This is a genomic window from Virgibacillus sp. M23 (assembly GCF_034190895.1).
GTDB lineage: Bacteria > Bacillota > Bacilli > Bacillales > Amphibacillaceae > Virgibacillus > Virgibacillus salarius.
The window spans coordinates 1-23,161 of sequence record NZ_JAWDHA010000001.1 but is presented as its reverse complement, the minus strand read 5'-3'; the positions used below and the strand labels follow the sequence as shown (position 1 = coordinate 23,161).

General features: G+C 36.6%; 24 protein-coding genes and 1 other RNA gene. 9 read left to right on the top strand and 16 right to left on the bottom strand.

Annotated features, from left to right (window positions below):
- Positions 1-414: 414 nt before the first annotated feature.
- The 7 genes from RVS70_RS00125 to RVS70_RS00095 all read right to left on the bottom strand — a co-directional run bounded on the left by RVS70_RS00125 (position 415) and on the right by RVS70_RS00095 (position 4,139).
- Positions 415-642: a YozE family protein gene (locus tag RVS70_RS00125; protein ID WP_121605113.1), complete on the bottom strand. Its 228-nt coding sequence runs from the start codon at positions 640-642 to the stop codon at positions 415-417.
- An 11-nt stretch (positions 643-653) separates the two neighbouring features.
- Positions 654-1,418: a twin-arginine translocase subunit TatC gene (tatC, locus tag RVS70_RS00120; protein WP_026681957.1), complete on the bottom strand. Its 765-nt coding sequence runs from the start codon at positions 1,416-1,418 to the stop codon at positions 654-656.
- Between the two features lie 85 nt (positions 1,419-1,503).
- The gene (locus RVS70_RS00115) at positions 1,504-1,698 is read right to left on the bottom strand and encodes a twin-arginine translocase TatA/TatE family subunit (protein WP_026681956.1); all 195 of its coding nucleotides are present in this window, start codon (positions 1,696-1,698) and stop codon (positions 1,504-1,506) included.
- Positions 1,699-1,716: 18 nt separating this feature from the next.
- Complete coding sequence (gene tatA, locus RVS70_RS00110) at positions 1,717-1,926, bottom strand: twin-arginine translocase TatA/TatE family subunit (RefSeq protein WP_026681955.1); 210 nt, start codon at positions 1,924-1,926, stop codon at positions 1,717-1,719.
- A gap of 133 nt (positions 1,927-2,059) precedes the next feature.
- Complete coding sequence (locus RVS70_RS00105) at positions 2,060-2,647, bottom strand: molybdenum cofactor guanylyltransferase (RefSeq protein ID WP_166530428.1); 588 nt, start codon at positions 2,645-2,647, stop codon at positions 2,060-2,062.
- A 17-nt stretch (positions 2,648-2,664) separates the two neighbouring features.
- A complete protein-coding gene (locus tag RVS70_RS00100; protein WP_166530429.1) occupies positions 2,665-3,153 on the bottom strand; it encodes a dihydrofolate reductase in 489 nt (162 codons plus the stop codon).
- Positions 3,154-3,182: 29 nt separating this feature from the next.
- Positions 3,183-4,139, bottom strand: a complete 957-nt coding sequence (locus tag RVS70_RS00095) for a thymidylate synthase (RefSeq protein WP_026681953.1) — start codon at positions 4,137-4,139, stop codon at positions 3,183-3,185.
- Between the two features lie 236 nt (positions 4,140-4,375).
- On the opposite strand from RVS70_RS00095, the gene RVS70_RS00090 reads away from it, so the two are divergent.
- Positions 4,376-5,398 carry an NlpC/P60 family protein gene (locus RVS70_RS00090; RefSeq protein ID WP_026681952.1) on the top strand — a complete coding sequence of 341 codons (1,023 nt, stop codon included), beginning with the start codon at positions 4,376-4,378 and terminating at the stop codon, positions 5,396-5,398.
- A gap of 84 nt (positions 5,399-5,482) precedes the next feature.
- Here RVS70_RS00090 and RVS70_RS00085 read toward each other — a convergent pair whose 3' ends face one another.
- Both RVS70_RS00085 and RVS70_RS00080 read right to left on the bottom strand, forming a co-directional pair.
- Positions 5,483-6,070 carry an HD domain-containing protein gene (locus RVS70_RS00085; RefSeq protein ID WP_121605110.1) on the bottom strand — a complete coding sequence of 196 codons (588 nt, stop codon included), beginning with the start codon at positions 6,068-6,070 and terminating at the stop codon, positions 5,483-5,485.
- The gene (locus RVS70_RS00080; protein WP_121605109.1) at positions 6,070-7,740 is read right to left on the bottom strand and encodes a formate--tetrahydrofolate ligase; all 1,671 of its coding nucleotides are present in this window, start codon (positions 7,738-7,740) and stop codon (positions 6,070-6,072) included. The genes RVS70_RS00085 and RVS70_RS00080 overlap by 1 nt, the downstream gene beginning before the upstream one ends.
- A gap of 423 nt (positions 7,741-8,163) precedes the next feature.
- Here RVS70_RS00080 and RVS70_RS00075 point away from each other — a divergent pair, with 423 nt between their 5' ends.
- From RVS70_RS00075 to RVS70_RS00055, 5 genes are all read left to right on the top strand, one after another.
- Positions 8,164-8,364 carry a cold-shock protein gene (locus RVS70_RS00075; RefSeq protein ID WP_026681949.1) on the top strand — a complete coding sequence of 67 codons (201 nt, stop codon included), beginning with the start codon at positions 8,164-8,166 and terminating at the stop codon, positions 8,362-8,364.
- Positions 8,365-8,527: 163 nt separating this feature from the next.
- The gene (locus RVS70_RS00070; protein ID WP_026681948.1) at positions 8,528-9,220 is read left to right on the top strand and encodes a queuosine precursor transporter; all 693 of its coding nucleotides are present in this window, start codon (positions 8,528-8,530) and stop codon (positions 9,218-9,220) included.
- Between the two features lie 815 nt (positions 9,221-10,035).
- On the top strand, positions 10,036-10,176 hold the full coding sequence (locus RVS70_RS00065) for a cytochrome c oxidase subunit 2A (RefSeq protein WP_080668710.1): 141 nt from the start codon (positions 10,036-10,038) through the stop codon (positions 10,174-10,176).
- Positions 10,177-10,205: 29 nt separating this feature from the next.
- Positions 10,206-10,709 (top strand): cytochrome b5, encoded by a 504-nt coding sequence (locus tag RVS70_RS00060; protein ID WP_026681947.1) that lies wholly within the window; start codon positions 10,206-10,208, stop codon positions 10,707-10,709.
- Complete coding sequence (locus RVS70_RS00055; RefSeq protein ID WP_321132367.1) at positions 10,709-12,367, top strand: b(o/a)3-type cytochrome-c oxidase subunit 1; 1,659 nt, start codon at positions 10,709-10,711, stop codon at positions 12,365-12,367. Before RVS70_RS00060 ends, RVS70_RS00055 begins: the two co-directional genes overlap by 1 nt.
- 177 nt (positions 12,368-12,544) lie before the next feature.
- Here the strand turns inward: RVS70_RS00055 and RVS70_RS00050 are convergent, their stop codons facing one another.
- From RVS70_RS00050 to RVS70_RS00020, 7 genes are all read right to left on the bottom strand, one after another.
- On the bottom strand, positions 12,545-13,063 hold the full coding sequence (locus RVS70_RS00050; protein WP_166530432.1) for an isoprenylcysteine carboxyl methyltransferase family protein: 519 nt from the start codon (positions 13,061-13,063) through the stop codon (positions 12,545-12,547).
- Entirely contained in the window at positions 13,063-14,151 is a 1,089-nt protein-coding gene (locus tag RVS70_RS00045; RefSeq protein WP_321132366.1) for a type III polyketide synthase, read from the bottom strand. The genes RVS70_RS00050 and RVS70_RS00045 overlap by 1 nt, the downstream gene beginning before the upstream one ends.
- A gap of 40 nt (positions 14,152-14,191) precedes the next feature.
- Complete coding sequence (locus RVS70_RS00040) at positions 14,192-15,691, bottom strand: carboxypeptidase M32 (RefSeq protein WP_321132365.1); 1,500 nt, start codon at positions 15,689-15,691, stop codon at positions 14,192-14,194.
- The gene (locus RVS70_RS00035; RefSeq protein WP_166530433.1) at positions 15,688-16,830 is read right to left on the bottom strand and encodes a THUMP domain-containing class I SAM-dependent RNA methyltransferase; all 1,143 of its coding nucleotides are present in this window, start codon (positions 16,828-16,830) and stop codon (positions 15,688-15,690) included. Before RVS70_RS00035 ends, RVS70_RS00040 begins: the two co-directional genes overlap by 4 nt.
- Positions 16,831-16,982: 152 nt before the next feature.
- Positions 16,983-17,357: RNase P RNA component class B (gene rnpB / locus RVS70_RS00030), an RNA gene on the bottom strand.
- 99 nt (positions 17,358-17,456) lie between these two features.
- Positions 17,457-17,777: a cell division regulator GpsB gene (gene gpsB / locus RVS70_RS00025; RefSeq protein WP_026681941.1), complete on the bottom strand. Its 321-nt coding sequence runs from the start codon at positions 17,775-17,777 to the stop codon at positions 17,457-17,459.
- Between the two features lie 162 nt (positions 17,778-17,939).
- A complete protein-coding gene (locus RVS70_RS00020; protein WP_026681940.1) occupies positions 17,940-19,124 on the bottom strand; it encodes a CdaR family transcriptional regulator in 1,185 nt (394 codons plus the stop codon).
- A 169-nt stretch (positions 19,125-19,293) separates the two neighbouring features.
- On the opposite strand from RVS70_RS00020, the gene RVS70_RS00015 reads away from it, so the two are divergent.
- From RVS70_RS00015 to RVS70_RS00005, 3 genes are read left to right on the top strand one after another with little or no spacing between them, the layout of a single operon-like run.
- Positions 19,294-20,460 (top strand): NAD(P)/FAD-dependent oxidoreductase, encoded by a 1,167-nt coding sequence (locus RVS70_RS00015; RefSeq protein WP_026681939.1) that lies wholly within the window; start codon positions 19,294-19,296, stop codon positions 20,458-20,460.
- Positions 20,461-20,486: 26 nt separating this feature from the next.
- On the top strand, positions 20,487-21,449 hold the full coding sequence (locus tag RVS70_RS00010) for an ornithine cyclodeaminase family protein (RefSeq protein WP_026681938.1): 963 nt from the start codon (positions 20,487-20,489) through the stop codon (positions 21,447-21,449).
- Between the two features lie 27 nt (positions 21,450-21,476).
- Positions 21,477-22,934, top strand: coding sequence for a sodium/proline symporter (locus tag RVS70_RS00005; RefSeq protein ID WP_321132364.1), 1,458 nt, complete (start codon positions 21,477-21,479; stop codon positions 22,932-22,934).
- Positions 22,935-23,161: the final 227 nt, after the last annotated feature.

The following is a 23,161-nucleotide window of genomic DNA, read 5'->3' as shown; positions in this document are numbered from 1 at the left end:
ACGAAGAATGAATACTATGTAAATTAATTTATTAACATATTCCTCCTTTCTTTCAAATATAAAATTTAGAGTACTTAATAAATTACATACTAATGATGTTAATGGGTTTAGTCAATCATTTTTTCAAAAAATTAGTAAATTATATATTATTTTACCAATATAATTATAGTTACAATTCCTAATATTACTTTTCTAAGGGGATTTAGATTGCTCGTCTATGAAAGATACCTGGTTAGCTTTATCTGGAGACAACCATATATGGAGTTTTTATTAATGACTGTCATGGCTTAGATCAACCAATTAGAATGTGAACTGAGATTTCGTAACTGTGCAGGAAAATATAGAGGCAGAGTAAAAAAGACATGAAGGAATTAATTAGCTTATATTGCACAAAAAAAGACGCTAGAAACAATTCTAACGACTCTCATGTTCATGTATCCTATATATATCCCAAAGCTCATCAAACACGGTTACTGCTGTAGGAAATGGGCTATTATATTCAAGGTAGCTACTTATTTCATCATATTCCATCGCGTGCTTTGGAAAATAATGATCCGCAAAGGCCCAATCTGCTAAACGACTTTTTTCATCTGGATTTTTCTTTCCCCGATATGTCATTAAAAAATGATAAAAAGAACGCAATCCGATTCACCTCATCCATCTAAACGATCACTTTCCATGAATTCTTTATGTTTTTTCAGCTTACGCCGGTACACAACAGCAGCTAAATAAATACTAATCTCATACAAAATAATTAATGGTACTGCTACAACAAGCTGCAATATAAAATCCGGTGGCGTAACTATTGTTCCGATAATAACAAGGATTAAATAAGCATATTTACGCGTTTTACGCATAAAATCCGGTGTTAGTACTCCTAAAGCAGTAAGGAACATAGCAATTACTGGTATTTCAAACAACACAGCAAATGGCAACGTAACACGTATAAGAAACTTAAAATAACGATCAACGGTGAACATTTCATTAAACATTCCATCATTTAAGGACAAAAGAAATGGAAGAATTAACTCAATGAACATATAATACCCAAATACTAATCCCGCAATAAATAAAAGAAAGACGGCAGGTATATATGCTAATGTTGCTTTCCTTTCCGACTGTGTTAAACCTGGTCTAACAAACAACCAAACCTGTAATGCAAAAATTGGAATGGTGCAAGCAATTGCCACTATCCCCGCGAGCGTAAAATGAATCCAGATAATTTCACCCGGACTTATTACAGTTAATTTAAAGTCCAAATCACTTTGAAAAAAAGAATATATATCTTTGGAGAACACAAATCCACCAATAAAGAATAAAATGAAAAAAACAGCAATAATTATTATCCTATTTCTTAACTCCGATAGATGATCTGTAAGGTTCATTTCCTTTTCATCCATTGATACGTTGTTAGGCATCCTTTCACTCTCCTACTTACATAAACCTTGTACATAGTACCTACATAAAAGAAGATGCAAGGGTTATACCTTACACCTTCGCATATCAGCTTTTACTAGATGTTTGCTTTTCCGTTTTACTAGCATCATCATCGGTGACGATATCCTTCGTAGCATTTTTAAATTCTTTTAACGAACTTCCAAATGCTTTACCGATCTCTGGAAGTTTAGAAGGACCAAATACAACGAGCGCTATGATTAAAATTAAGATTAACCCAGGAACACCAATACTTGAGAACATTCCCTTCACTCCCTTATGTTATTTACTGCTTTTTTGATCAGTAATAATATCTTTTGTTTCCTTTATTTCATCTGTAACATCACTAGTTAATTCATTTGCAGAAGTTTTAAATTCCTTTAACGTTTGTCCTGCCGCTTTACCAATCTCCGGCAACTTTTTCGGACCGAATATTACTAATGCGATGATTAAAATCAAGATTAGTCCAGGAAAACCTATACTAGAAAACATCTTCACACCTTCTTTTCATAATTAATCTTATTATAATCAAAATTTCAAAAAACAAATATCCTTTGTAAAAAAATTCATAGCGTGTTCAATGATTAAGTATAAAGCGCTTTTAGTGTAACATGTTTTTCTTCTCTTAAACAAGTCTCATTGTCTTAGCGTGTTCATATTGTTCTGGCGTATTCATATTGAAAAAATGACGTTCTACTTGATCACGTGGGAATCCATGAAAATCATGGATAAAGCGAATATTCATCTCCTCAAAAAAACCAGTAACTTTTCGTTCACCCTTATCCAGTTGCTTTTGTACCTCTTCAAGCACTGATTTTTTATAAACAGCTGCTAAAGGATGCATATGTGTTTGATAAACGGGTACAACACCATCATAGTCTTCCAGGTTGTCTATCATATATTGTAAAATCGGATATTGGATAAACGGCATATCACAGGCAGTGATGATAAAAACATCCGCTTTATTATAATAAAGCGCTGCTTCTATGCCTGCTAATGGTCCACTTTCTTGATACCTATCTGTTACAAATCGAGCTGGTAAATCGTTATAAAGCTGGGGCTGATGTGTAACAATGGATAAGCAATTCGTCACCTTCATCAATTCAAGAAAGATACGATTTATCACCGTTTGATTGCCAATTTTCAATAAAGACTTATTTGTTCCCATTCGCCGAGATTTACCACCAGCAAGTATTACCCCACAAGTATCCATTCGTTCCTCCCTACTACTTAAATTCGATCATACTGTAAAAAGTAATATTCGTAAGGATTTGTATCATTTCTTTCCCCTTTAACCTTAGAAGTAAGCCTCCATTCTTTTTCTGAGAATGTAGGAAAATATGTATCCCCATCAAAAGAATGATTAATCCACGTAATATACATTCTGTCAGCTATCATCATCGCCTGCTCAAATATTTTTCCACCACCAATGATAAAATATTCCTGATCAGGGTGGTTCTCACTCCACTGTTTAATATGATCTAAGCTATCAATTACTTGGACATCGTCAGGGAAATCATTATCCCCTCTCGTAAGCACAACATTTGTACGGTTGGGTAAACTACGTCCTAATGAATCATACGTTTTTCTCCCCATAATGATAGTTTGATTGACTGTCTTTTCCTTAAAAAAGCGTAGATCCTTTGGTAATCGCCATGGTAAATCATTATCTACACCGATGACATGATTGCGATCCATTGCCAATAATAATGATATCATTCTTTGTCCTCCTAATATCTAACAGTTGCTTACACAGCTATCGGTGCCTTGATGGCTGGATGTGGGTTGTAATCCAATATTTCAAAATCAGAAAGTTCGAAATCAAATATAGACGTTTTTTCTGCATTTAATTGTAATGTTGGAAAGCTTCTTATTTCACGATTTAGCTGTGTCTTTACTTGATTTATATGATTCGTATATATATGTGCATCCCCCAAGGTATGGACAAATTCACCTGGTTGTAGATTACATTCATGCGCAATTAGGTGTGTAAGTAAAGCATAACTTGCAATATTAAACGGTACGCCAAGGAATACATCCGCACTCCGTTGATATAGTTGACAAGAAAGCTTACCTTCTGCTACATAAAACTGAAATAATGTATGGCATGGAGGTAAAGCCATTGATGGTATATCTTCAGGGTTCCATGCTGATACAATGTGCCTCCTTGAATCCGGCTTGTACTTAATGTTCTCGATTACTTCTTTAAGCTGATCGATTACCTCATTTTGTGATGTCTTCCATTGACGCCACTGTTTTCCATAAACAGCTCCTAAATCGCCAAACTTTTTAGCAAACGCATCATCAGCGAGAATTCGCTCTTTAAAAATGGACATTTGCTCTTTATATTGCTCATGGAAACGGCTATCAAGCTGTGAACGGTTACCAAAATCCGTCATATCTGGTCCATGATAACTATCACTTGTAACCCATTTTTCAAACGCCCATTCATTCCATATATTATTGTTGTTTTGTAGCAGGTATCGTATATTCGTATCCCCTTTTATAAACCATAGGAGCTCACTTGCAACTAAACGAAAAGGCACCTTTTTGGTAGTTAACAATGGGAATCCTTTTGCTAAATCGAAGCGCATTTGGTGACCAAAAACAGAATAGGTACCAGTATTTGTACGATCTTGTTTATTAGTACCATTATGTAAAATGTGATTACATAAATCTAAATATGCCCTTTCTCCTGTAACCATATCTATTCCTCCATTTACTATCTACTATCCAACTAATTGTAACACAAACTACAATTTTAAGCAGTTTACACATCACGTTAACATACTGTATTTGAACAGGCGCACTCCAATTTTTGAGGTATTGTCAGTCTTAATAAGATTTAGAGTTTACGTTTGTAACACAATCGTAACTCATAAACATGCTAAATACTCATAAATCTGTTAGAGACAGTCATAAATTAGAAAGGGGTATTTGCATGCTAAATGGTACTGTAGAGCACGTAGTAAAACGTTCTTTACTTTATGGCTACGTGTTAAGTCAACCACTTGTAGCCTATGTTGATGCATATCCTGAACTACAAAATAAGCTTTTATTCGAATCAGAACAACTAGAGTTTGGCAAACATGGCGAAGCTATTCGCATCCTACAACAAAAGCTTCATACATTATCCTATTTTGATAATAATATAGATGGTAAATTTGGAATCTTAACCGAGCACGCACTTAAAAACTTTCAAGCTGAACATAGCTTAACGATTAATGGGAAAGTTAACGAGGATACATTAAAAGCAATAATCAAAGATGAAGAACAAGAATATATAGATCAGTTAGAAAATTTTTCAGATGAGATCCGGCCTGGAATGTACAACGCAAAAGTAAAGATCGTTCAAAAGTCATTACAATACTTTGGATACTATGAGGGTGAATTAGACGGAATATATGGCCCATTAACGAAGCAAGCATTACAAATTGCTGAAGACGAACATAAAATGGATTTAATTGATGATACCTACCTTACCTCAAATGCACCAGTAGAAAAAAAGAAGAAGTCAGAAAATGTGCAGCAAAGAAATGAGGAGTCTGTTGAAGAAAAGCAGGAAGCAGCAAAGGAAGTTAAAAAAGTTCGCATAGAAGGCAATGATGGAGCGACTATAGTTCAAGAAGCTCGTTCACAAATTGGTACGCCATATACTTGGGGAGGAACCTCACCTAGTGGATTTGATTGTAGTGGTTTTATTCAATATGTATATCAACAACAAGGCGTGCAGCTTCCGAGAACCGTGAGTGATATTTGGAATTTTTCCACTCCCATCTCGAATCGCTCTGTCGGTGACCTCGTATTTTTTGAAACATATAAACCAGGACCATCCCATATGGGAATTTATATCGGTGACGGAAAATTCATCCATGCAGGTGAATCGAATGGCGTGGAGATTAGCGAATTAACTAATCCTTATTGGGAAGCTAGGTACCTTGGCGCAAAGCGAGTTAATCAATAATAGCATAAAGTGGGAGTCTTACTGAAAAAGATACCCATCAAACGATGGATATCTTTTTAGCTTATGTACAGTAAAGCAATACCTTTACCACTCGTTATAAAATTGTTCTAAATATCTTTCCATAAATTGATGACGTTCGTTAGCAATTTCTTGGGCTGTTTCTGTGTGAAGCAGCCCTTTCAGTTTCAATAGTTTATCATAGAAATGCTGGATGGACGTATGCTTCGATGTTTCATGGAATATAGGTTGCCCTTTTGCACCTCCATAAGCAAAGGTTCGAGCAATGCCAATCGCACCAATCGCATCCAGTCTATCAGCATCCTGCACGACTTTTCCTTCCATTGTAGTTGGAATCCTCCCTTTTCGGAAAGAAACATTTCTCATAATTTGCCTAATTTCCTTGATATCGCTCTTTGTAAAATCTATGGAATGAAGGAAAGCATCCATTTCGTTCAATGATTTGATCGAATCATGAAATAATTTTTCATCACCTATATCATGGAGCCAAGCAGCAGCTTCACAAATAAATGGCTCTGCGCCCTCCTTATTGGCGATTATTCTAGCCATTCGTGCTACTCGCTCCATATGATAATAATCATGGCCAGTAGGATCATCCGTAAAACAAGTAAAAACATAGGCTTTTATCTTTGCTAACTGTAAAGCTGCCTCCATTAAAACAGCCCTTTCACCTTTCCATCTGCTGTTACGTCCATATTTAGCGCTGCCGGTTTTTCAGGAAGTCCAGGCATCGTTAATACATCACCTGTTAATACAACAATAAAGCCTGCACCTATAGATGCTCGTAGTTCCCTAATAGTGATCGTAAAACCTTCTGGTCTCCCTACACGTGCAGGGTCATCTGAAAGTGAATATTGTGTCTTAGCCATGCAAATTGGGAGGTTATTCCATCCCTGCTTTTCAAATAGCTTTATTTGCTTCGATGCATGCTTTGAAAGCTCAATATCCTTCGCTCCATAAACTGTTTGAGCTATTTTTCTAATTTTTTCTTCAATAGAATCTTCTAATTCGTATAGTGGTTTAAAGCTTTTCTTCCTGCTTTCGGTCTTAGCGATAATTTTGTTAGCTAATTGAATACCGCCTGATCCACCACTTGCCCATACGTCAGTCAATGCTACTTCAACATGTTGTTCCTCACACCAGTTCTCAATAAAATGGACCTCATTTTCTGTATCGGTTGGAAACTTATTGATAGCAACTACAAATGGAACATCAAACGCTTCAATCGTCTCCATATGTTTTTTCAGATTTTTCATACCTGCTTTAAGTGCTTCTAGATTTTCTTCGGCAAGCTTATCCTTTGCCAACCCACCATGCATTTTTAATGCACGAACTGTAGCAACAATAACAACTGCGGCAGTGTCAATGTTTCCAACACGTGATTTTATATGAAAATACTTCTCAGCACCTAAATCTGCACCAAACCCCGCTTCTGTTACAACATAATCACCTAGTTTAGCTGCAGTTTTTGTAGCGATAATACTGTTACATCCATGCGCTATATTCGCAAATGGCCCGCCATGTATAATCGCAGGAGTATTTTCGATCGTTTGAACAAGGTTCGGCTTTAATGCATCTTTTAAGAGTAACGTTAATGCTCCCTCCGCTTTAAGATCACTCACAGTAACGGGTTGCTCATTATAGGTATAGCCGATCACAATTCTTGCAAATCGTGATTTTAAATCTACTATATCGGTTGCTAAACATAAAATGGCCATGATTTCAGATGCAACTGTAATTGTAAAGCCATCTTCTCTCGGAACACCCTTTGATGGTCCTCCTAGCCCTACGATGATTTGACGTAATGCTCGATCATTCATATCCATGACACGTTTCCATTCTATTCTTCTCGGATCAAGATCGAGTTCATTTCCTCGATGAATATGATTGTCAATCATTGCCGATAGCGCATTATTTGCACTCGTAATAGCATGTAAATCTCCGGTAAAATGAAGGTTTATATCTTCCATTGGTAATACTTGAGAATAACCCCCTCCTGCTGCACCACCCTTTATTCCCATTACTGGACCTAATGATGGTTCACGCAATGCAATTACTGCTCTCTTACCTATTTGGTTCAAGGCTTGTCCTAAGCCTACTGTGACTGTGGATTTCCCTTCTCCTGCAGGGGTTGGGTTAATAGAGGTAACAAGAATAACTTTGCCATCTGGCTTATCCTTTAACGTATGTAAAAGATGATTGGATATCTTTGCTTTTGTATGTCCATACGGCTCCCATTCATCTTTACTTAAATTCAAGTTCTCAGCAATTTTATGTATCGGTTCTAGCTTTGCTTCCTGTGCTATTTCTATATCCGTTTTCATGTAATAGTACCCCTTCCTAAAATTTAGATAAATATGGTGGGAAATAACTTCATCCTATCTACTACATTTCGATGTAAATCATGATCGTTCATACAGTAATTACAGCAAATTCTGCCGCTTGCCTTCATGCTCTCCTTGCATGTCTCTTGATACCGCTTCACCTAATCAAATTATAGACGAGTAACGAAAAAATGTCGACATAACCTTGCTTATTTTCTTGACTCACTTATGTAAATAAGCTATATTAGACACAAGCAAAGAAGATGTACGGATTCATTAATGACGCAGGCAGCTTCTATAGAAGTGGATGTAATAGTGATCCTACACTTCTATAGAAACTGCCTATTTTTATGTTCTGTCTATCTGCTTTGTATTACCACGTTTGTACTTAAAGAAACGTGAAAGTTTTTAGGAGGATTATTCATGGAAAATGGTGTAGTTAAATGGTTCAATGCTGAAAAAGGATATGGCTTCATTCAGCAAGAAGAAGGAAATGACGTATTTGTACATTATTCGGCAATTCAAGAAGAAGGCTTTAAAACACTTGAAGAAGGACAAGAAGTTTCTTTTGAAATCGTTGAAGGTGAGCGTGGTCCACAAGCAGCTAATGTTGTTAAAAAATAAATAGTGATCAAAATATATAAAGCGGTAATCTTAATGGTTACCGCTTTTTTTGGTGGTTATAATAGGAATATCCTTGCTTTTCGAGTTAGTTCTTCGTATAATAGCTTTTGTGTTTTTCGCGGTTCGAGAACTCCCGCGTTACCAAAACTAAGGAGGAATAATAATGCCTAACGAGCTTATATGGATTTTATTTGCGTTGGTCAATTTTTCGTTATTGCTATTGTTCTATCGACTATTTGGTAGAACAGGCTTATATGTTTGGATCGGAATGGCAACAGTGATAGCCAATATTCAGGTGTTAAAAACAGTGGATTTAATTGGCTTAACAGCTACTCTTGGGAATATCCTATATGGAACTGCTTATTTAGCTACCGATATAATTAATGAAAAACATGGTAAAAAAGAGGCGAAAAAAGCAGTATGGTTGGGATTTGCAACATTAGTTACCATGACAATCATCATGCAAATTGCCTTAGCATTTGAACCAGGTGCTGAAGACATTGCTCATGATGCGCTGGCGACTATATTTAGTTTAATTCCACGAATAGTGGCCGGAAGCTTAGCAGCGTATATGATTAGTCAATACTTTGATGTTTGGATTTATGATAAATTACGTAATCTATTTCCAAGTGATCGGCAGTTATGGATTAGAAATAATGGGAGTACGGTGATAAGTCAATTTGTAGATACGATTGTTTTCTGTACTATTGCATTCTATGGAACATATCCATTCGATATTTGGTTGGAAATATTTATAACAACCTATGTTATCAAATTCGCGGTGGCAATTATCGATACACCATTTATGTATATTGCTAAGAACATGCATGTTGAAAAAAGTAATAGCACAAATTAATGCAAAAGGAAGCACAATAACCTATTTAACTATTGTGCTTCCTTTTTTTCTTATCAAGTCCCCATTTATTCTTGTATTATAGTTACCTCTTGTTATATGCATACATATGTATATTAACTTGGAGTCATTTTATCTTCCATTAGTATCTCCTGAATAAATAGACTCATTAAACGATTTTCAATCTATATACTCAAAGACCCCCAACCTGACGAAATTCTTATTCGTTGGCTTCCTTCACACTGGTTCTTTTATTTCGACAACTAAAAAATAACTTACATTTATTCTGTAACATCTTAGAGGAATAGGATAAGATACTATTCATTCATACATGCCTCTCCCTCCTCTCTATCTAAATTTCGGTTTCGCGGCAGTTTGCATACTTAGTTCAAACGACATTTTTGCATGATGCTTCAACACTAATCAAATTTGCTAAGTTAAAACATGCTGACTTCGTTCCGTTTACCTTTTATCAATATGCTCCCTGCTCTGTTAGGCTTACTAATTACCTAATTATCGTATTCTAAGCCATGCTTAAGTCAGCAGGATAAGCTTGTTTATGTGCCTTACTTTTTAAACATTTGTTTTCAAACAGCTACTACTTCTTTCCTACAAGGTAGTTTTTCACTTAATTGCCACTTTTTCTTCACAAATCCTTCAATTACTTTTCTAACCTAAATGTTAGTAAAGTACTGACACAGAGCGGTTCGAACATAATTGAACAAATTGTGAAAACACTAACGAACAATGCTAATTCGGGCAGTGTTTTGTGTATGATGAAAATAGAAGCACTACTTTAGTCATGAGGGGGGAGTAGAATGGAAAATGCTGAAAAGCAGAAATCTGAAGAGCGTGTAGAAACGCCAAACCTGAAAGGTACACTACTATCTGTGTTATTACTAGGAGTCTTCATTATCGTTAGTTGGTTTGGTGTATTTGCCTTATTTTTATCTAGGTAATTGGAATGAATTTAGGGGGGAGTGTTAGCATGCATTTGCATAAGTTTGAGAAGGTATGGTTAATATTTGGAACTGGATCACTTCTATTATTTTTGCTTGTGATTGGGGTTGGTGCATTTTATAAAGGCACCCATCCTTCCAGTCATTTAGAAACAATTGACTTAAAGAATATTGAAAGTCATGAGGCCTTTCAACCAGATAATTTAGGCGTAACACAGGTAAAAGAGGATCAGTATATCGTTAATTTTGTTGCCTCTGCCTTTAACTATGATTTTGGTGTTGATGATAATGGTAAACCGCTAAAAAAGATTAGAATTCCTAAAGGATCAACTGTTTTATTTCAAGCAACAACAAAAGATGTAATTCATGGATATCAAGTTGCTGGGACGAATGTAAATATGATGCTGGAGCCTGGTTACATTAGCCGCTACGAAACGGTTATGGATGAGACAGGTGAATTTACAATTGTATGTAATGAATACTGTGGATTGGGTCATCACCAAATGTTTGCTTCTGTGGAGGTGTATGAATAATGATTGCGACTAAACTTGGTATTTCAAAATCTGATTCCAAACTTACTATGGCCTTTATCTATGTTGCGTTTATTTCACTATTTATTGGTGGGCTAATGGGGCTGTTACAAACACTTGTAAGATCAGGTTCCCTTTCACTTCCATGGGGAATCACCTATTATCAAGTATTAACGGTACATGGAGTAATACTCGGACTCGTCTTAACTACTTTTTTTATTATCGGTTTTCAATATGCTTTGATGGCCAAAACAGTTGGTATTTCAAAAAAACAGCGATTATATGCCTGGTTAAGTTTTATAGTCATGTTAATTGGTACGGTCATGGCCGCCGTTATGGTGTTATTAGGTAAAGCAAGTGTACTATATACATTTTACGCTCCATTGCAAGCACATCCTATATTTTATTTTGGATTGGCATTGGTTATTATCGGTAGTTGGATTGCCTGTTTTGTTAACTTCCGACAACTCTATGTTTGGAAAAAGACTCATAAAGATGAAAAATCACCGCTTCTTGCCTTTATGGTAGTTATCAATATGGTATTATGGTTTATTGCAACGCTTGGTGTAGCAGCCGCAGTCATTGTTCAATTTATTCCGTGGTCCCTTGGATATGCGGAAACGATTAATGTTTTAGTAAGTAGGACCTTGTTTTGGTATTTTGGTCATCCACTTGTATATTTTTGGCTACTACCTGCATATATGGCTTGGTATGCCATAATCCCGAAGATTATTGGCGGCAAAATTTTTAGTGATTCATTAGCACGATTGTCTTTTGTATTATTTTTATTATTCTCTATACCAGTCGGCTTTCATCATCAGCTGACGGAACCTGGAATTGACCCAACGTGGAAGTTTATACAAGTTGTACTTACATTTATGGTTATCATTCCTTCACTTATGACAGCATTTTCTATGTTTGCCATGTTTGAGATAACTGGCAGACGGAAGGGGTTTCGTGGATTATTTGGTTGGTTTAAACATTTACCTTGGAAGGACGTTCGTTTCTTTGCTCCTATGGTAGGTATGCTTGCATTCATACCAGCAGGAACTGGAGGAATAATCAATGCATCCCATCAATTAAACAACGTTATTCACAACACGATGTGGGTTACTGGTCATTTCCACTTAACTGTAGCAACTACTGTTTTACTTACCTTTTTCGGAATTAGCTATTGGTTGATCCCACACCTAACAGGTAGAAAGCTAACAAAGAAGATCAATAATTTAGGGTTAATACAAACCGTTATTTGGGCAGTAGGGATGACTATCATGTCTGGATCCATGCATATATCTGGTCTGCTAGGTGCACCGCGAAGATCTGCCTTCTCTGAATATGGTGGAACTGCCCAAGCATCAGATTGGATAGGATATCAAATTGCTCAAGCGGTTGGAGGCACTATTTTATTTATCGGTATTCTACTAATGGTATATATCTTTCTGCAATTAGCTTTCTTTGCACCGAAGGGACAGGAAGAATTCCCAATTGCTGAAGAAGAAGTGAATGCTCAACCGACACCGCTATTTTTAGAAAATTGGAAGCTCTGGATTGGCATTACAATTGGGTTAATCTTATTTGCATATACCATTCCATTTATCGATATTATTCTGCACGCTCCAACGGGTAGCGAACCATTTGCTTGGCCAATCGGGAATTCATAATATACTAGGAGTGAGTATCCCATAAGGTACAAGGGAATATAGAACTCCTGTAGAAGGAGCAATCGTGTCACTAACCTGAAGTATTTTATTCATGAGAAGGATGAACCGTCGTTGCCCCATGGCAATAGTATACTTCAGCTGTATAGGTAAAGAGCTGTCTTTATGGACAGCTCTTTCCTATTCTGTTAACTTTGTATCTTTTAACGCATTTTCCTCTGCTGGAATTCGAACAGTTAATAACAGGATGTGCAACAACGGAAACAATACTGCCGTTATATATGCCTCAAACAACAAGGGGATGACCAATAATTCAATTCCCACTACGATATAATTGGGATGTTTTACATATTTATATGGACCTTTCCTCACTAAAGGGAACTGTGGAGATATTATGATTTTCGTGTTCCAAAACTTACCTAACGATGAAATACACCAAAAACGTACGAACTGGAGCAATAGAAACAGTACAAACAAATAAATGTTAAATTGGAACGTAGCTGGATGCCTTAGTAATACCTCGACAATTAGCGAGAGAAAGAATAAGCTGTGTACAAGGATAAACCACTTATAATGCTCTTCCCCTCTTTCTACCCCACCTCTTTCTTTTATCCAGACTTCATTTCGTTTGGCAATGTTCAGCTCAACTAATCGTTGTATGATAATAAAGCACAGTATAACCCACATAAATAATGGCATTAGTCTACCCACTCCATAAGTATTAATTCAGAGCTAAAGCCTGGGCCAAGTGCTGATATTACACTTTTTTCTTCCTTAGAAATTGCTTCCTTCATCCAGGCACTTAGGACATAGAGAACGGTGGCAGATGACATATTACCATGATCACGTAACACATTAATAGAATGCTTAAATTTTTCAGGCTTGGCTTGTAGAACTTTTTCCATGGAATCGATTACTTTTTTACCCCCTGGATGAGCAATAAACGAATGTATATCCTGTTCATTTATTCGTGTTGCTTGCAGCAAGATTTGTAAATGCTCTCGCCAAAACGTTTCTACTAGAGCGGGTATACTTTTCGAAAAGACAACCTCAAAGCCACCATCAGTTATATCCCACCCCATTACGGATATACTGTCTTTTTTTGTGTATGAATGAGATTGCAGAAGCTTGGGAATAGAACCTTTTTTCTTGCGTAATATTAAAGACTTCTCACCAACCGCTAATGCCGCACTTATTCCATCACCAAATAACGCTGTTCCAATGATATTACTCTTTTTCATATCCCCTTTTTGAAACGTCAAACTACATAGTTCACAGCAAACAATCAATGCAGATTTATCTGGATTAGCTGTTAACCAATCATGAGCTCTTGATAATCCAATTGCCCCACCAGCACAGCCTAACCCCCATAAAGGCATTCGCTTTATATCTGATCGAAAAGGTCGTTCATTAAATAGATGAATATCCATAGACGGCGTTGCTATACCTGTACTAGACACAAATATGATCATATCTATTTCCTCATACAAAACAGGTTCTTCTAAAAATTGTTGATTCGTTAAACAATCGTCTATTGCGCGCAGGGCATACTCTTTTGCATAGGTCGTATAAAGCTCGTTTCTTTCCTTAAAGGAGTGATCTCGTAAAAACCATTCTGAGTCAACAACAAATTGGCGCTCATTGACCTGCGCATTGTCAAATACCGGAAGCAGCCGTGATCGTTGTCGAAGGGAATACGTAAATACTTTTTGCACAATTTGCTTTACATCCTCTTGCGGCATACGATGATTAGGAATACCGAGTCCTGTTGAACAAATATATGTCATGGAATACTCCTTCTTTTAGAAAGCAAACAGCTCAACTTAGTTAAAACTGATAAATAGCTGCATACTTTTGCTTTAAGTATCTTACTAAGTAATCAGGATTTAATCCTTCGTTTGTAACATCCTTGATAATTTCAAGTGGTTTCTTCATCTTGCCATGTTGATGTACAGCTTCGGATAACCATTGTTTAATTCTACGACAGTCTCCGGTCATAATAATTTCATCAACGTTTACTTCACTTCTTAAGGTGTGATTCAACTGTGCAGCATACATATACCCTAATGCATACGAAGGAAAATAACCAAAATCGCCTCCTGCCCAATGGATATCCTGAAGGACTCCTTCTCTATTAGTTGGAGGGTTTATTCCTAAATAAGCCACCATTTTCTCATTCCATAGCTTAGGTAAATCTTGCACGTTAATCTCTCCATTAATCAAAGCTTTTTCAAGCTCGTAACGTACCATGATATGAAGTGAATAGGTTAATTCATCTGCTTCAATGCGTATGAATGAGGGCTTCACTTCATTTACTGCACGAAAGAATTGGTCCAACTCTACATCCCTAAAGTGCTGGGGGGCATATGATTGAAACTCTTGATAATTAGCTTCCCAAAATGTATGACTCCTTGCTATAAAGTTTTCCCAAAATAATGATTGTGATTCATGAATTCCCATTGACGTTCCTGTTGCAAGCGGTGTATTCATTAAGCTTTCTGCAATATTTTGTTCGTATAATGCATGTCCGCCTTCATGAATAGTCCCAAAGATCGCCATTCTAAAATCGTTTTCATCGTATCTTGTAGTAATTCGTACATCATTTCGATTGAGCGCAATTGCAAAGGGATGAATGGTTTCGTCTAATCGACCAGATTGAAAATCATAGCCCATTTGCTTTAAAATTATTTTGGTAAAGGCTTCCTGATCATTTTTAGGAAAATGTGCTTGCAAAACATCGGTGTCAGGCTTTACAGGACTTGCTTTGATTTGATCCAATAGAGATACTAACGATGTGCGCAATGCAGGAAAAACCTCATCTAACATCGTTGTTGTTACCCCAGGCTCGAAGTTATGTAGTAATGCATCATAGATATTATGCTCATATCCCCAATAAGTAGCAAATTGTTTATTATAATCGACTAGTTTCTCTAAATATGGTTGAAACAATTGGAAATCATCGTTTTGCCTAGCTTCTTGCCAGACGGCTTCAGATTTGGATTGCGTCATAATAAATTCTCTATACAGTTCATGAGGTATTTTACGATTTCTTTCATAATTTTCCTCACAAACCTCAACTGTCCTTTTTAATATTGGATCAGTCGTATCATTTTTTAAAGCATCAATAAAATGTTTCATTTTATCAGAAGTTTCCAGCTTATGAATCTTTTCTCCCAGAAAACCAGCAACTTCAGAACGTTGTTCGACACCATGATTAGGTATTTTGGTACGCATATCCCAATGAATTAGCATCAATGACTCATTATAAGCACTTATTTCACGTAAGTAATGTCTAAAGTCTTTCTCTACGGTATTTATAGTTGTCATTCCAAATCCTCCCTCACCTTTTTACCAAAATATTGATAATAATCTGTTCGGATATATCCATTAAATAACTTTCGTTTCTTCGTCGCTCTTTGACCAAATGCTTTTTCAAAGTTTTCGTAAGCGGTTAGTATATAAATGCTCCAGCTTTCATGATGTTTCATAACAGAGCCTAAATCATTAGCAATTTTTGCAGCATGCTTATAATCACCAAGCCTTTGTCCATATGGAGGATTGCCAATAAGATAACCATTATGCTTGCGAATCGTTAAATCCTTTACTTGCATCTGCTTCCATGTTATCAAGTCCCCTAATCCTGATTCCATCGCATTTTGCTTTGCAATGTCTATCATTTTATGATCAATGTCAGAGCCGATAATTTCTAACTTTTGATCATAGTTTGCTTTATCTTCTGCTTCTTGAAAAGCATCCTCCCAATGCTTTCTTTTTATGAAGCTCCATTCTTCTGAAGCAAACTCACGGTTAAAGCCAGGTGCAATATTCTGACCAATTAACGCAGCTTCAATAGCAATCGTTCCTGACCCACAAAAGGGATCTATTAATGTTTCATCTGCATGCCAGTTAGTTAGCATAATTAAAGATGCAGCAAGGGTTTCCTTTAAAGGGGCATCCCCCTGCCCTACTCGATATCCTCTTTTATGTAATCCTGTGCCAGAAGTATCAATCGTCAGAGTAGCTTCATCCTTCAAAAGAGCAATCTCAACTTTAAACATAGCACCAGACTCAGGTAATTTAGAAACAATTCCATACTTTAATTTTAACCGTTCAACGATTGCTTTTTTTGTTATGGCCTGACAATCGGGAACACTATACAGCTTAGACTTAACCGATTTTCCGATTACTGGAACTTGTCCGTCCTCTGCAATATATTTCTCCCAAGGCAATGACTTGGTACCTTCAAATAACTCCTCAAAGGAGCTAGCTTTAAAAGTACCTACCTGTAATTTAACCCGATCAGCGGAGCGTAGCCATAAATTACAACGAGGAATAGCAGAGATAGGCGCTTCAAAAATAACCTTTCCGTTCTCTACGTGTGTTTCATAGCCTAATGCATTTACCTCTTTAGCCACAACTGCTTCTAATCCCATAGCTGCTGTTGCAATTAATGTTACAGTTTGCATATATAATTAATTCCTTTCCTATCAGTATCATGTTTTCCATAGTTTATCATATCTACATACGGTTTATGAACGCTAATGAAAATAAAAAACCTTTCCAATAACCCAAAAGGGAATCAGAAAGGTTTATTTCCTCGTCATAGACCAATTAAATACTCGATAAGCCATGTTCTGTTCCATTGTACTGCCATCGGTGGTCAACCTCGTACGCCGGTTGTAATCATCTATCTACAAGTTTATACTTGTCCCTTTTTCGGTTCATTTCCCTACTAAAGAGTGCCCCTACCATTATTTGGGTTGCTCACTCGTGGGGTTTACCTCGTTCCACCTGAAATGTTTCCAAATCAGCTACGTCACTGTGGCACTTTCAAGGCTAGCTTCCATATCTAATAGACGTAGGTAGCTATCCTGCCGTTAACCAAATGGTTACCTTGACTTATGAATTCGTCAAGCACGAACACTACAAACATCGCAGTTTGTGTGAGCATGGACTTTCCTCTGTATATATTATACAGCGATCACATGAGTATTTAATTTATTTCCTCAAATTACTATACCATAAGTACTAGATTTAATCAAGTTTCCCTATGACTTTCATTTAGCTTTTGCTTTTCAACTGCCTTAACTTATTAACTCTCTGTCTCAGCGAATTTCTTTCCGAAAACAGCCTTCTCCAAGTTTGACAATCGTTTTAAAACATCATAATTTACTTGCGGATTAGGATTAGGTTGTGCAGAGCGTGTTTTGGGCGGCTGTTCCACGGTTGATGATTTTTTCAACCTATCATTCTCTTGTTGAAGCCTTTCTAACTCTTGCTTAAAAGCATCATAATCCTGAATAATTAAATCTAAAAATTCATCAACTTCCTCTTGATTATAGCCCCGCATTGCTGTCTTAAAATCTTTTTCTAAAATATCTTTACTACTTAATTGTACTCGATTCGTACTCACAGTATCACCTCATCATGTCTACATGTTAATTTGTTCGTATCCATTTCCATTTCATTTAACATTTTATTAATTCTATTTATTTTTATGCCATTTCTTTCTACTTATTATAGCATTAAATTGTCAACCTGAAAAATGAATGCATTATTCAGATTTATTCTCATGCTATTCCTTCATTTTTATAATTATATAAAGTAACATACACTGTTCAAAACAACCTAAATCAAGCATGGTTATTGATTCTATTTTTTTCAGACGATAAATTAAGGTATTACGATGTATAAAAAGAGACTTTGCTGCCCTACTTATATTTAAATTGCTATCACAGTATACAATAAAGTTATAACTAAGCTCCATAAAATCGTCATGTGCAAAAAACGGTTCTACTCGCCCGTTTAACTTCGACTGTATTTGAGAATTAAGCTGATACGGAATAAGTTGCATAAGTACATTCCAATCATAATAAGAATAGATGGCCGGTTCTATAGATAGCCTACTTGCAAATTCCACAAGCACCTCTGCCTCGTGATAGGATTGATACAAGAGGTGAAGAGCATCATATTTATATCCAGCAGCAATGGAAACAGTATGAATATTATAATCATGCAACCTTTTAATGAGCAGTACGCTTTTGTTTTTAAATTCTGCCATAAACTGATGAAAAACGGTGTCATCCGTAATCGGTTTTAATAAAATAATTTTTTCTGGATTTAAAAACGTACAAATATGATGTAAGTCGTTATTATATGTTTTTCGAATACACGCTAATATTTCTTTCTTCAAATAGTCTAAGGAATAGGCCTGTCGCTTATCCATCTGTATACTTTTAAGTAACGAATCTCCGATATTGATTACAATACAAAGGCGCTGTATTCCTTCCTCTATCTGCAATACCTTGCAATAGTGGGCGACTCTTTCTTTATGTCGGTTTCCATCTAACAAGATATATTGCACAAATGACTCTAACGTTTTTGCTTCTAAGTCCTCTATATGCGTATGAATTGTTTCTTGCCATATCATCTCCACATACTTCTTAATAAGCTCTGCATATGGTTTAACCTCCAACGGATTTCCGATGATACCTAGCACTCCAATGGTTTGAGAATCTAAATGTAATGGAACTGCTACACCAGGTAAAACATTCGTCATACTAGAAATTTTGTCATTATCAAATAAGATGGTTCGATTCTCTTTAATAACTTCTATTGAGGGAGTATGTAATGTTCCAATTCGTTCAGCATTTGTATCCCCAATAATATATCCTCTCTTATCACTTAAGCTAATGGGAAAAGGCGAAATTTTTGAAACCGCTTTCACTGTTCGTTGTGCAAATTGTACAAAACGTTCCATCTACTTTTCTTCCTTTTATATGGGTATTTTCTAATATTTTATCATAATTTTGATTATTTAAAATAATTATTTCTCTAAGAAATTTTGTATAGTTTTGACATAGATTTTCCAGTCTAGCTTAGGTTATAACTAGTTATAATCATTCCACATATAACTTGAGGTGATTTTCGTGCGTAAGAAAGCAGATATTATCATTATTGGTGGCGGTGTAATTGGCTCAAGCGTTGCCTACAATTTATTAAATGACGGTTACGATGGAGCAATTATTGTATTAGAAAAAGACCCGATGTATGAATTTTCTTCTACCCCTAGAAGTGCTGGTGGTATCAGACAATTATTTACTACGTCTATTAATATTCAAATAAGCAGATATAGCTTACAAAAATATAAAACGTTTCCAACCGACATGGCAATTCATGGAGAAACTGCTGAGATCGATTTTAAACAGCGAGGATACTTGTTTCTCGCCAAAGACGAAAATGTAAACCAGTTAAAAAAGCAATGTGAACGACAGCGACAATTTGGTGTTCCTTCCGACTTTTTAACACCACAAGAGCTGCTAACTATCATTCCAGAATTAACTATATCCGATTTACAGGGTGGGCTGTACTGTGAGGAAGATGGCTACCTTGACCCATACTCTGTTATGCAAGGCTATGCTAAAAAGGCCAAGCATCTAGGTGCTACGTATATATATGAAGAGGTTGACACTATTCTAAAAGACAATGATTGTGTCACCGGAATACAATTAGCGAATGGAGAAAGCTACTATGCTCCAATTGTTATTAATTGCGCTGGCCCATGGGCTGCTGCGCTAAGTGAGAAAATAGCGCTACCTTTACCAATCGTACCTTTAAAACGTCAAATTATTCAGTTCGATATCGAAGAACCCTTACATAATAACCTTCCTCTAACTGTAGATCCAACAGGCGTTTATTTCCGTCACGAAGGAAAACAATTGATTTCAGGTTATTCAGAGCAAGTAAAGCCAGGTATTGATTTTTCGTGGAGACGCTCCTTCTTTTTAGAACAATTATGGCCCGTGCTAGGTCATCGAATTTCTAATTTTGAATGTGCAAAGATTCGTAGTGGATGGGCAGGGATGTACAGCTTTAATACGATCGACCAAAATGCGATTATCGGTGAGCACCCTAAATTAAATGGATATTATACCGCATGTGGCTTCAGTGGTCATGGAATGCAGCAGGCTCCTGCTGTAGGTAAAGGGTTATCCGAGTTGATCCGATTAGGTAAATATGAGTCCTTGAACCTTCATCCATTAAGATTTGAACGATTTCAAGAAAAGGAATTGCTTATTGAGGGTGCTATAGTTTAACAACGTAAACGAATGGAGGTCATTACATGTTATTTTTAAATGAATCGGCTATAAAAGAAGCTGTATCCATGAAGCAAGTTATTCATGCAATTGATAACGCATACAAGCTCTACGGCTCTGGAGCATTTCACATGCCCACTCGAATGCAACTACAGGATGAAACAAATACTTTATTGCTAATGCCTTGCCTAACTAATGAATCAATAGGTACAAAGTTGATTACATCTTTTCCAAATAACACGAGCCATCCTACCTTACAAGGACTTGTAATTTTAACTAGTCGTGAAACTGGCGAATGTCAAGCGCTTTTAGATGGGTCGTTTATAACAGGAATTCGAACAGGTGCAATTGGTGGCTCAGCCATTAGACATCTGGCAAATGTGGATGATAACAAACTGGCAATAATTGGAACAGGTGTACAAGGGCTGTATCAAGCTATTGCAGCATGCACGGAGCGGCCGATTAAGGATATTTATTTGTACAATCGAACGACGGATAAATTACCAGCCTTTAGTGAAAAGCTCAAAGCATGGATCCCTGCAAACATCCATATCCATATGACTTCTACAATTGAAGAAGCAATTACATTTGCTCATATCATTATTTGCTCAACTACTTCGAATTCACCTGTTCTTCCTAATGACCCCGACTTATTAACAAACAAGCTTATTATCGGTATTGGTTCCTTTCAACCAACCATGCGAGAATTTCCAGAAGTATTGTATCAATTAGCGGACCGCCTTTATATTGATACGGAAGACGCTATTATCGAGTCGGGGGATGTACAATATCCACTAGAAAAAGGCTACCTACCAAAAGACTCCATCATATCCATGTCGAAGCTGGTTATGTCAAATGAAGAAGTGTCTCGTTCCCCTGATAAAAGCATCCTTTTTAAATCTACAGGTATGGCTTTATTTGACGTAGTTGTATCGCAATTGGTCTATCGGCAGGCTCTCAAGAAAGGAGTTGGTCAGCAGCTAACCTAGAGTAAAAAACTCTCTATAGGAGGAATTATGAATATCATCATTGTTGAATTTGTCGTTTATTGTTTGTTGATCTTAGCAATTGGCTATTATTTCAGCAAACGAAGTAAGTCTCACTCTGATTTTCTATTAGGAGGAAAAAAATTACCTGGTTGGACACTTGCCTTTTCTGAAAGGGCAACAGGTGAATCTGCTTGGTTGTTATTAGGTTATACAGGGTTTGTTTTTATGACTGGCCTATCCGGAATTTGGGTAGCAGTTGGTATAGCAATCGGAATAATATTTGCTTGGCTATTTTTAGCCAAAACATTTATGTCAGAAACAGATAAGTATAATGTGTTAACTTTACCAGATTATTTAGCGGTAAGGTTTGGGGAAAAGGCGAAAATAATTCGCTGGTTAACGAGTATCTTAATTGCTGGGTTTCTTATGTTTTATGTTGGAGCACAGATGGCTGGAGCTGGAAAAATGTTATTTACAACATTTGGCTTACCTCCAACAGCAGGTATTCTATTAGCTACAATTGTTATCATCATTATTGCATTTGCTGGCGGGTTTATATCTGTAGTTTGGACAGATATGATCCAAAGTATAATGATGGTTATTACATTAGTTGCGCTTCCTATTGCATCATTAATTTATATACAAGCAAACGATTTATCGATAAACGCTTCCCTGATACAAGCTGGAGATTCGTATAACTCTTGGTTTGGTGGTCTGACTGGCTTTGCGATTGGTGTGTTATTTTTTAACAATTTTTCATGGTTCTTTGGCTTCTTAGGTGGTCAGCCTCAATTAAGTGCACGATTTATGGCATTAAAAAATAATAAAGAAGCAAGACAAGGAAGTATTGTTGCAATTATTTGGACATTATTAGCGTATGGTGGAGCATTTATGATTGGAATAACAGCTATAGCCATCTATGATCAAGGCTCATTTCATGATGCAGAAATTATTTTACCAACGATGATTCTTGAATTATTTCCGCCTTGGATAGCTGGCTTGCTTTTAGCTGGGGTATTGGCTGCCATTATTACAACTGCCGATTCGCAATTAATGGTTGTGACAAGTTCAGTTAGTGAAGATATTATCCATAAAACATTGGGAATGAATTTTACAGAAAAACAACTTATCTGGATTTCTCGTATTTCTATTGTATTCTTCGGTTTAATCGGCATGGTGATCGCGCTTGTATCAGAATCTCTATTGTATCTAGTTGTCAGCTGGGCCTGGGCAGGAGTAGGCTGTACACTCTCCCCCGCCATCCTCCTTACATTTTTTTGGGAGCGATATTCTAGTGCTGGTGTGGTAGCGACAGTTCTTGCTGGATTAGTATCCACTATATTATGGATAAGCACACCTTTAGAAAGTATCATCACTTCAAAATTCACGACATTTTTTATTGCATTATTTTTTGGAATAGCTGTGAGCTTACTTCTTCCAGATAAAACGGAGAAGATCCATTCCCTGTCCGAAAAGAACATATGATAATGCTAAATAAATAAAACGGAGCAAAATTCGCTCAGTCCTTATCACTAAATGCTCAGATTTACGCTTCCTCTAGTAGCTATTATGGAATAATATCAACTGCTTGACCACCACTCCGGCTACCCACTTCCCTTTCCGTGGGGTTTGTCCTTCAGCTAACTTTTTTAGCAAAACCCGCTCAAAAAAGTGGATCTTCAGGTCAAACATTTCCCACAGGAGTTGAAGTG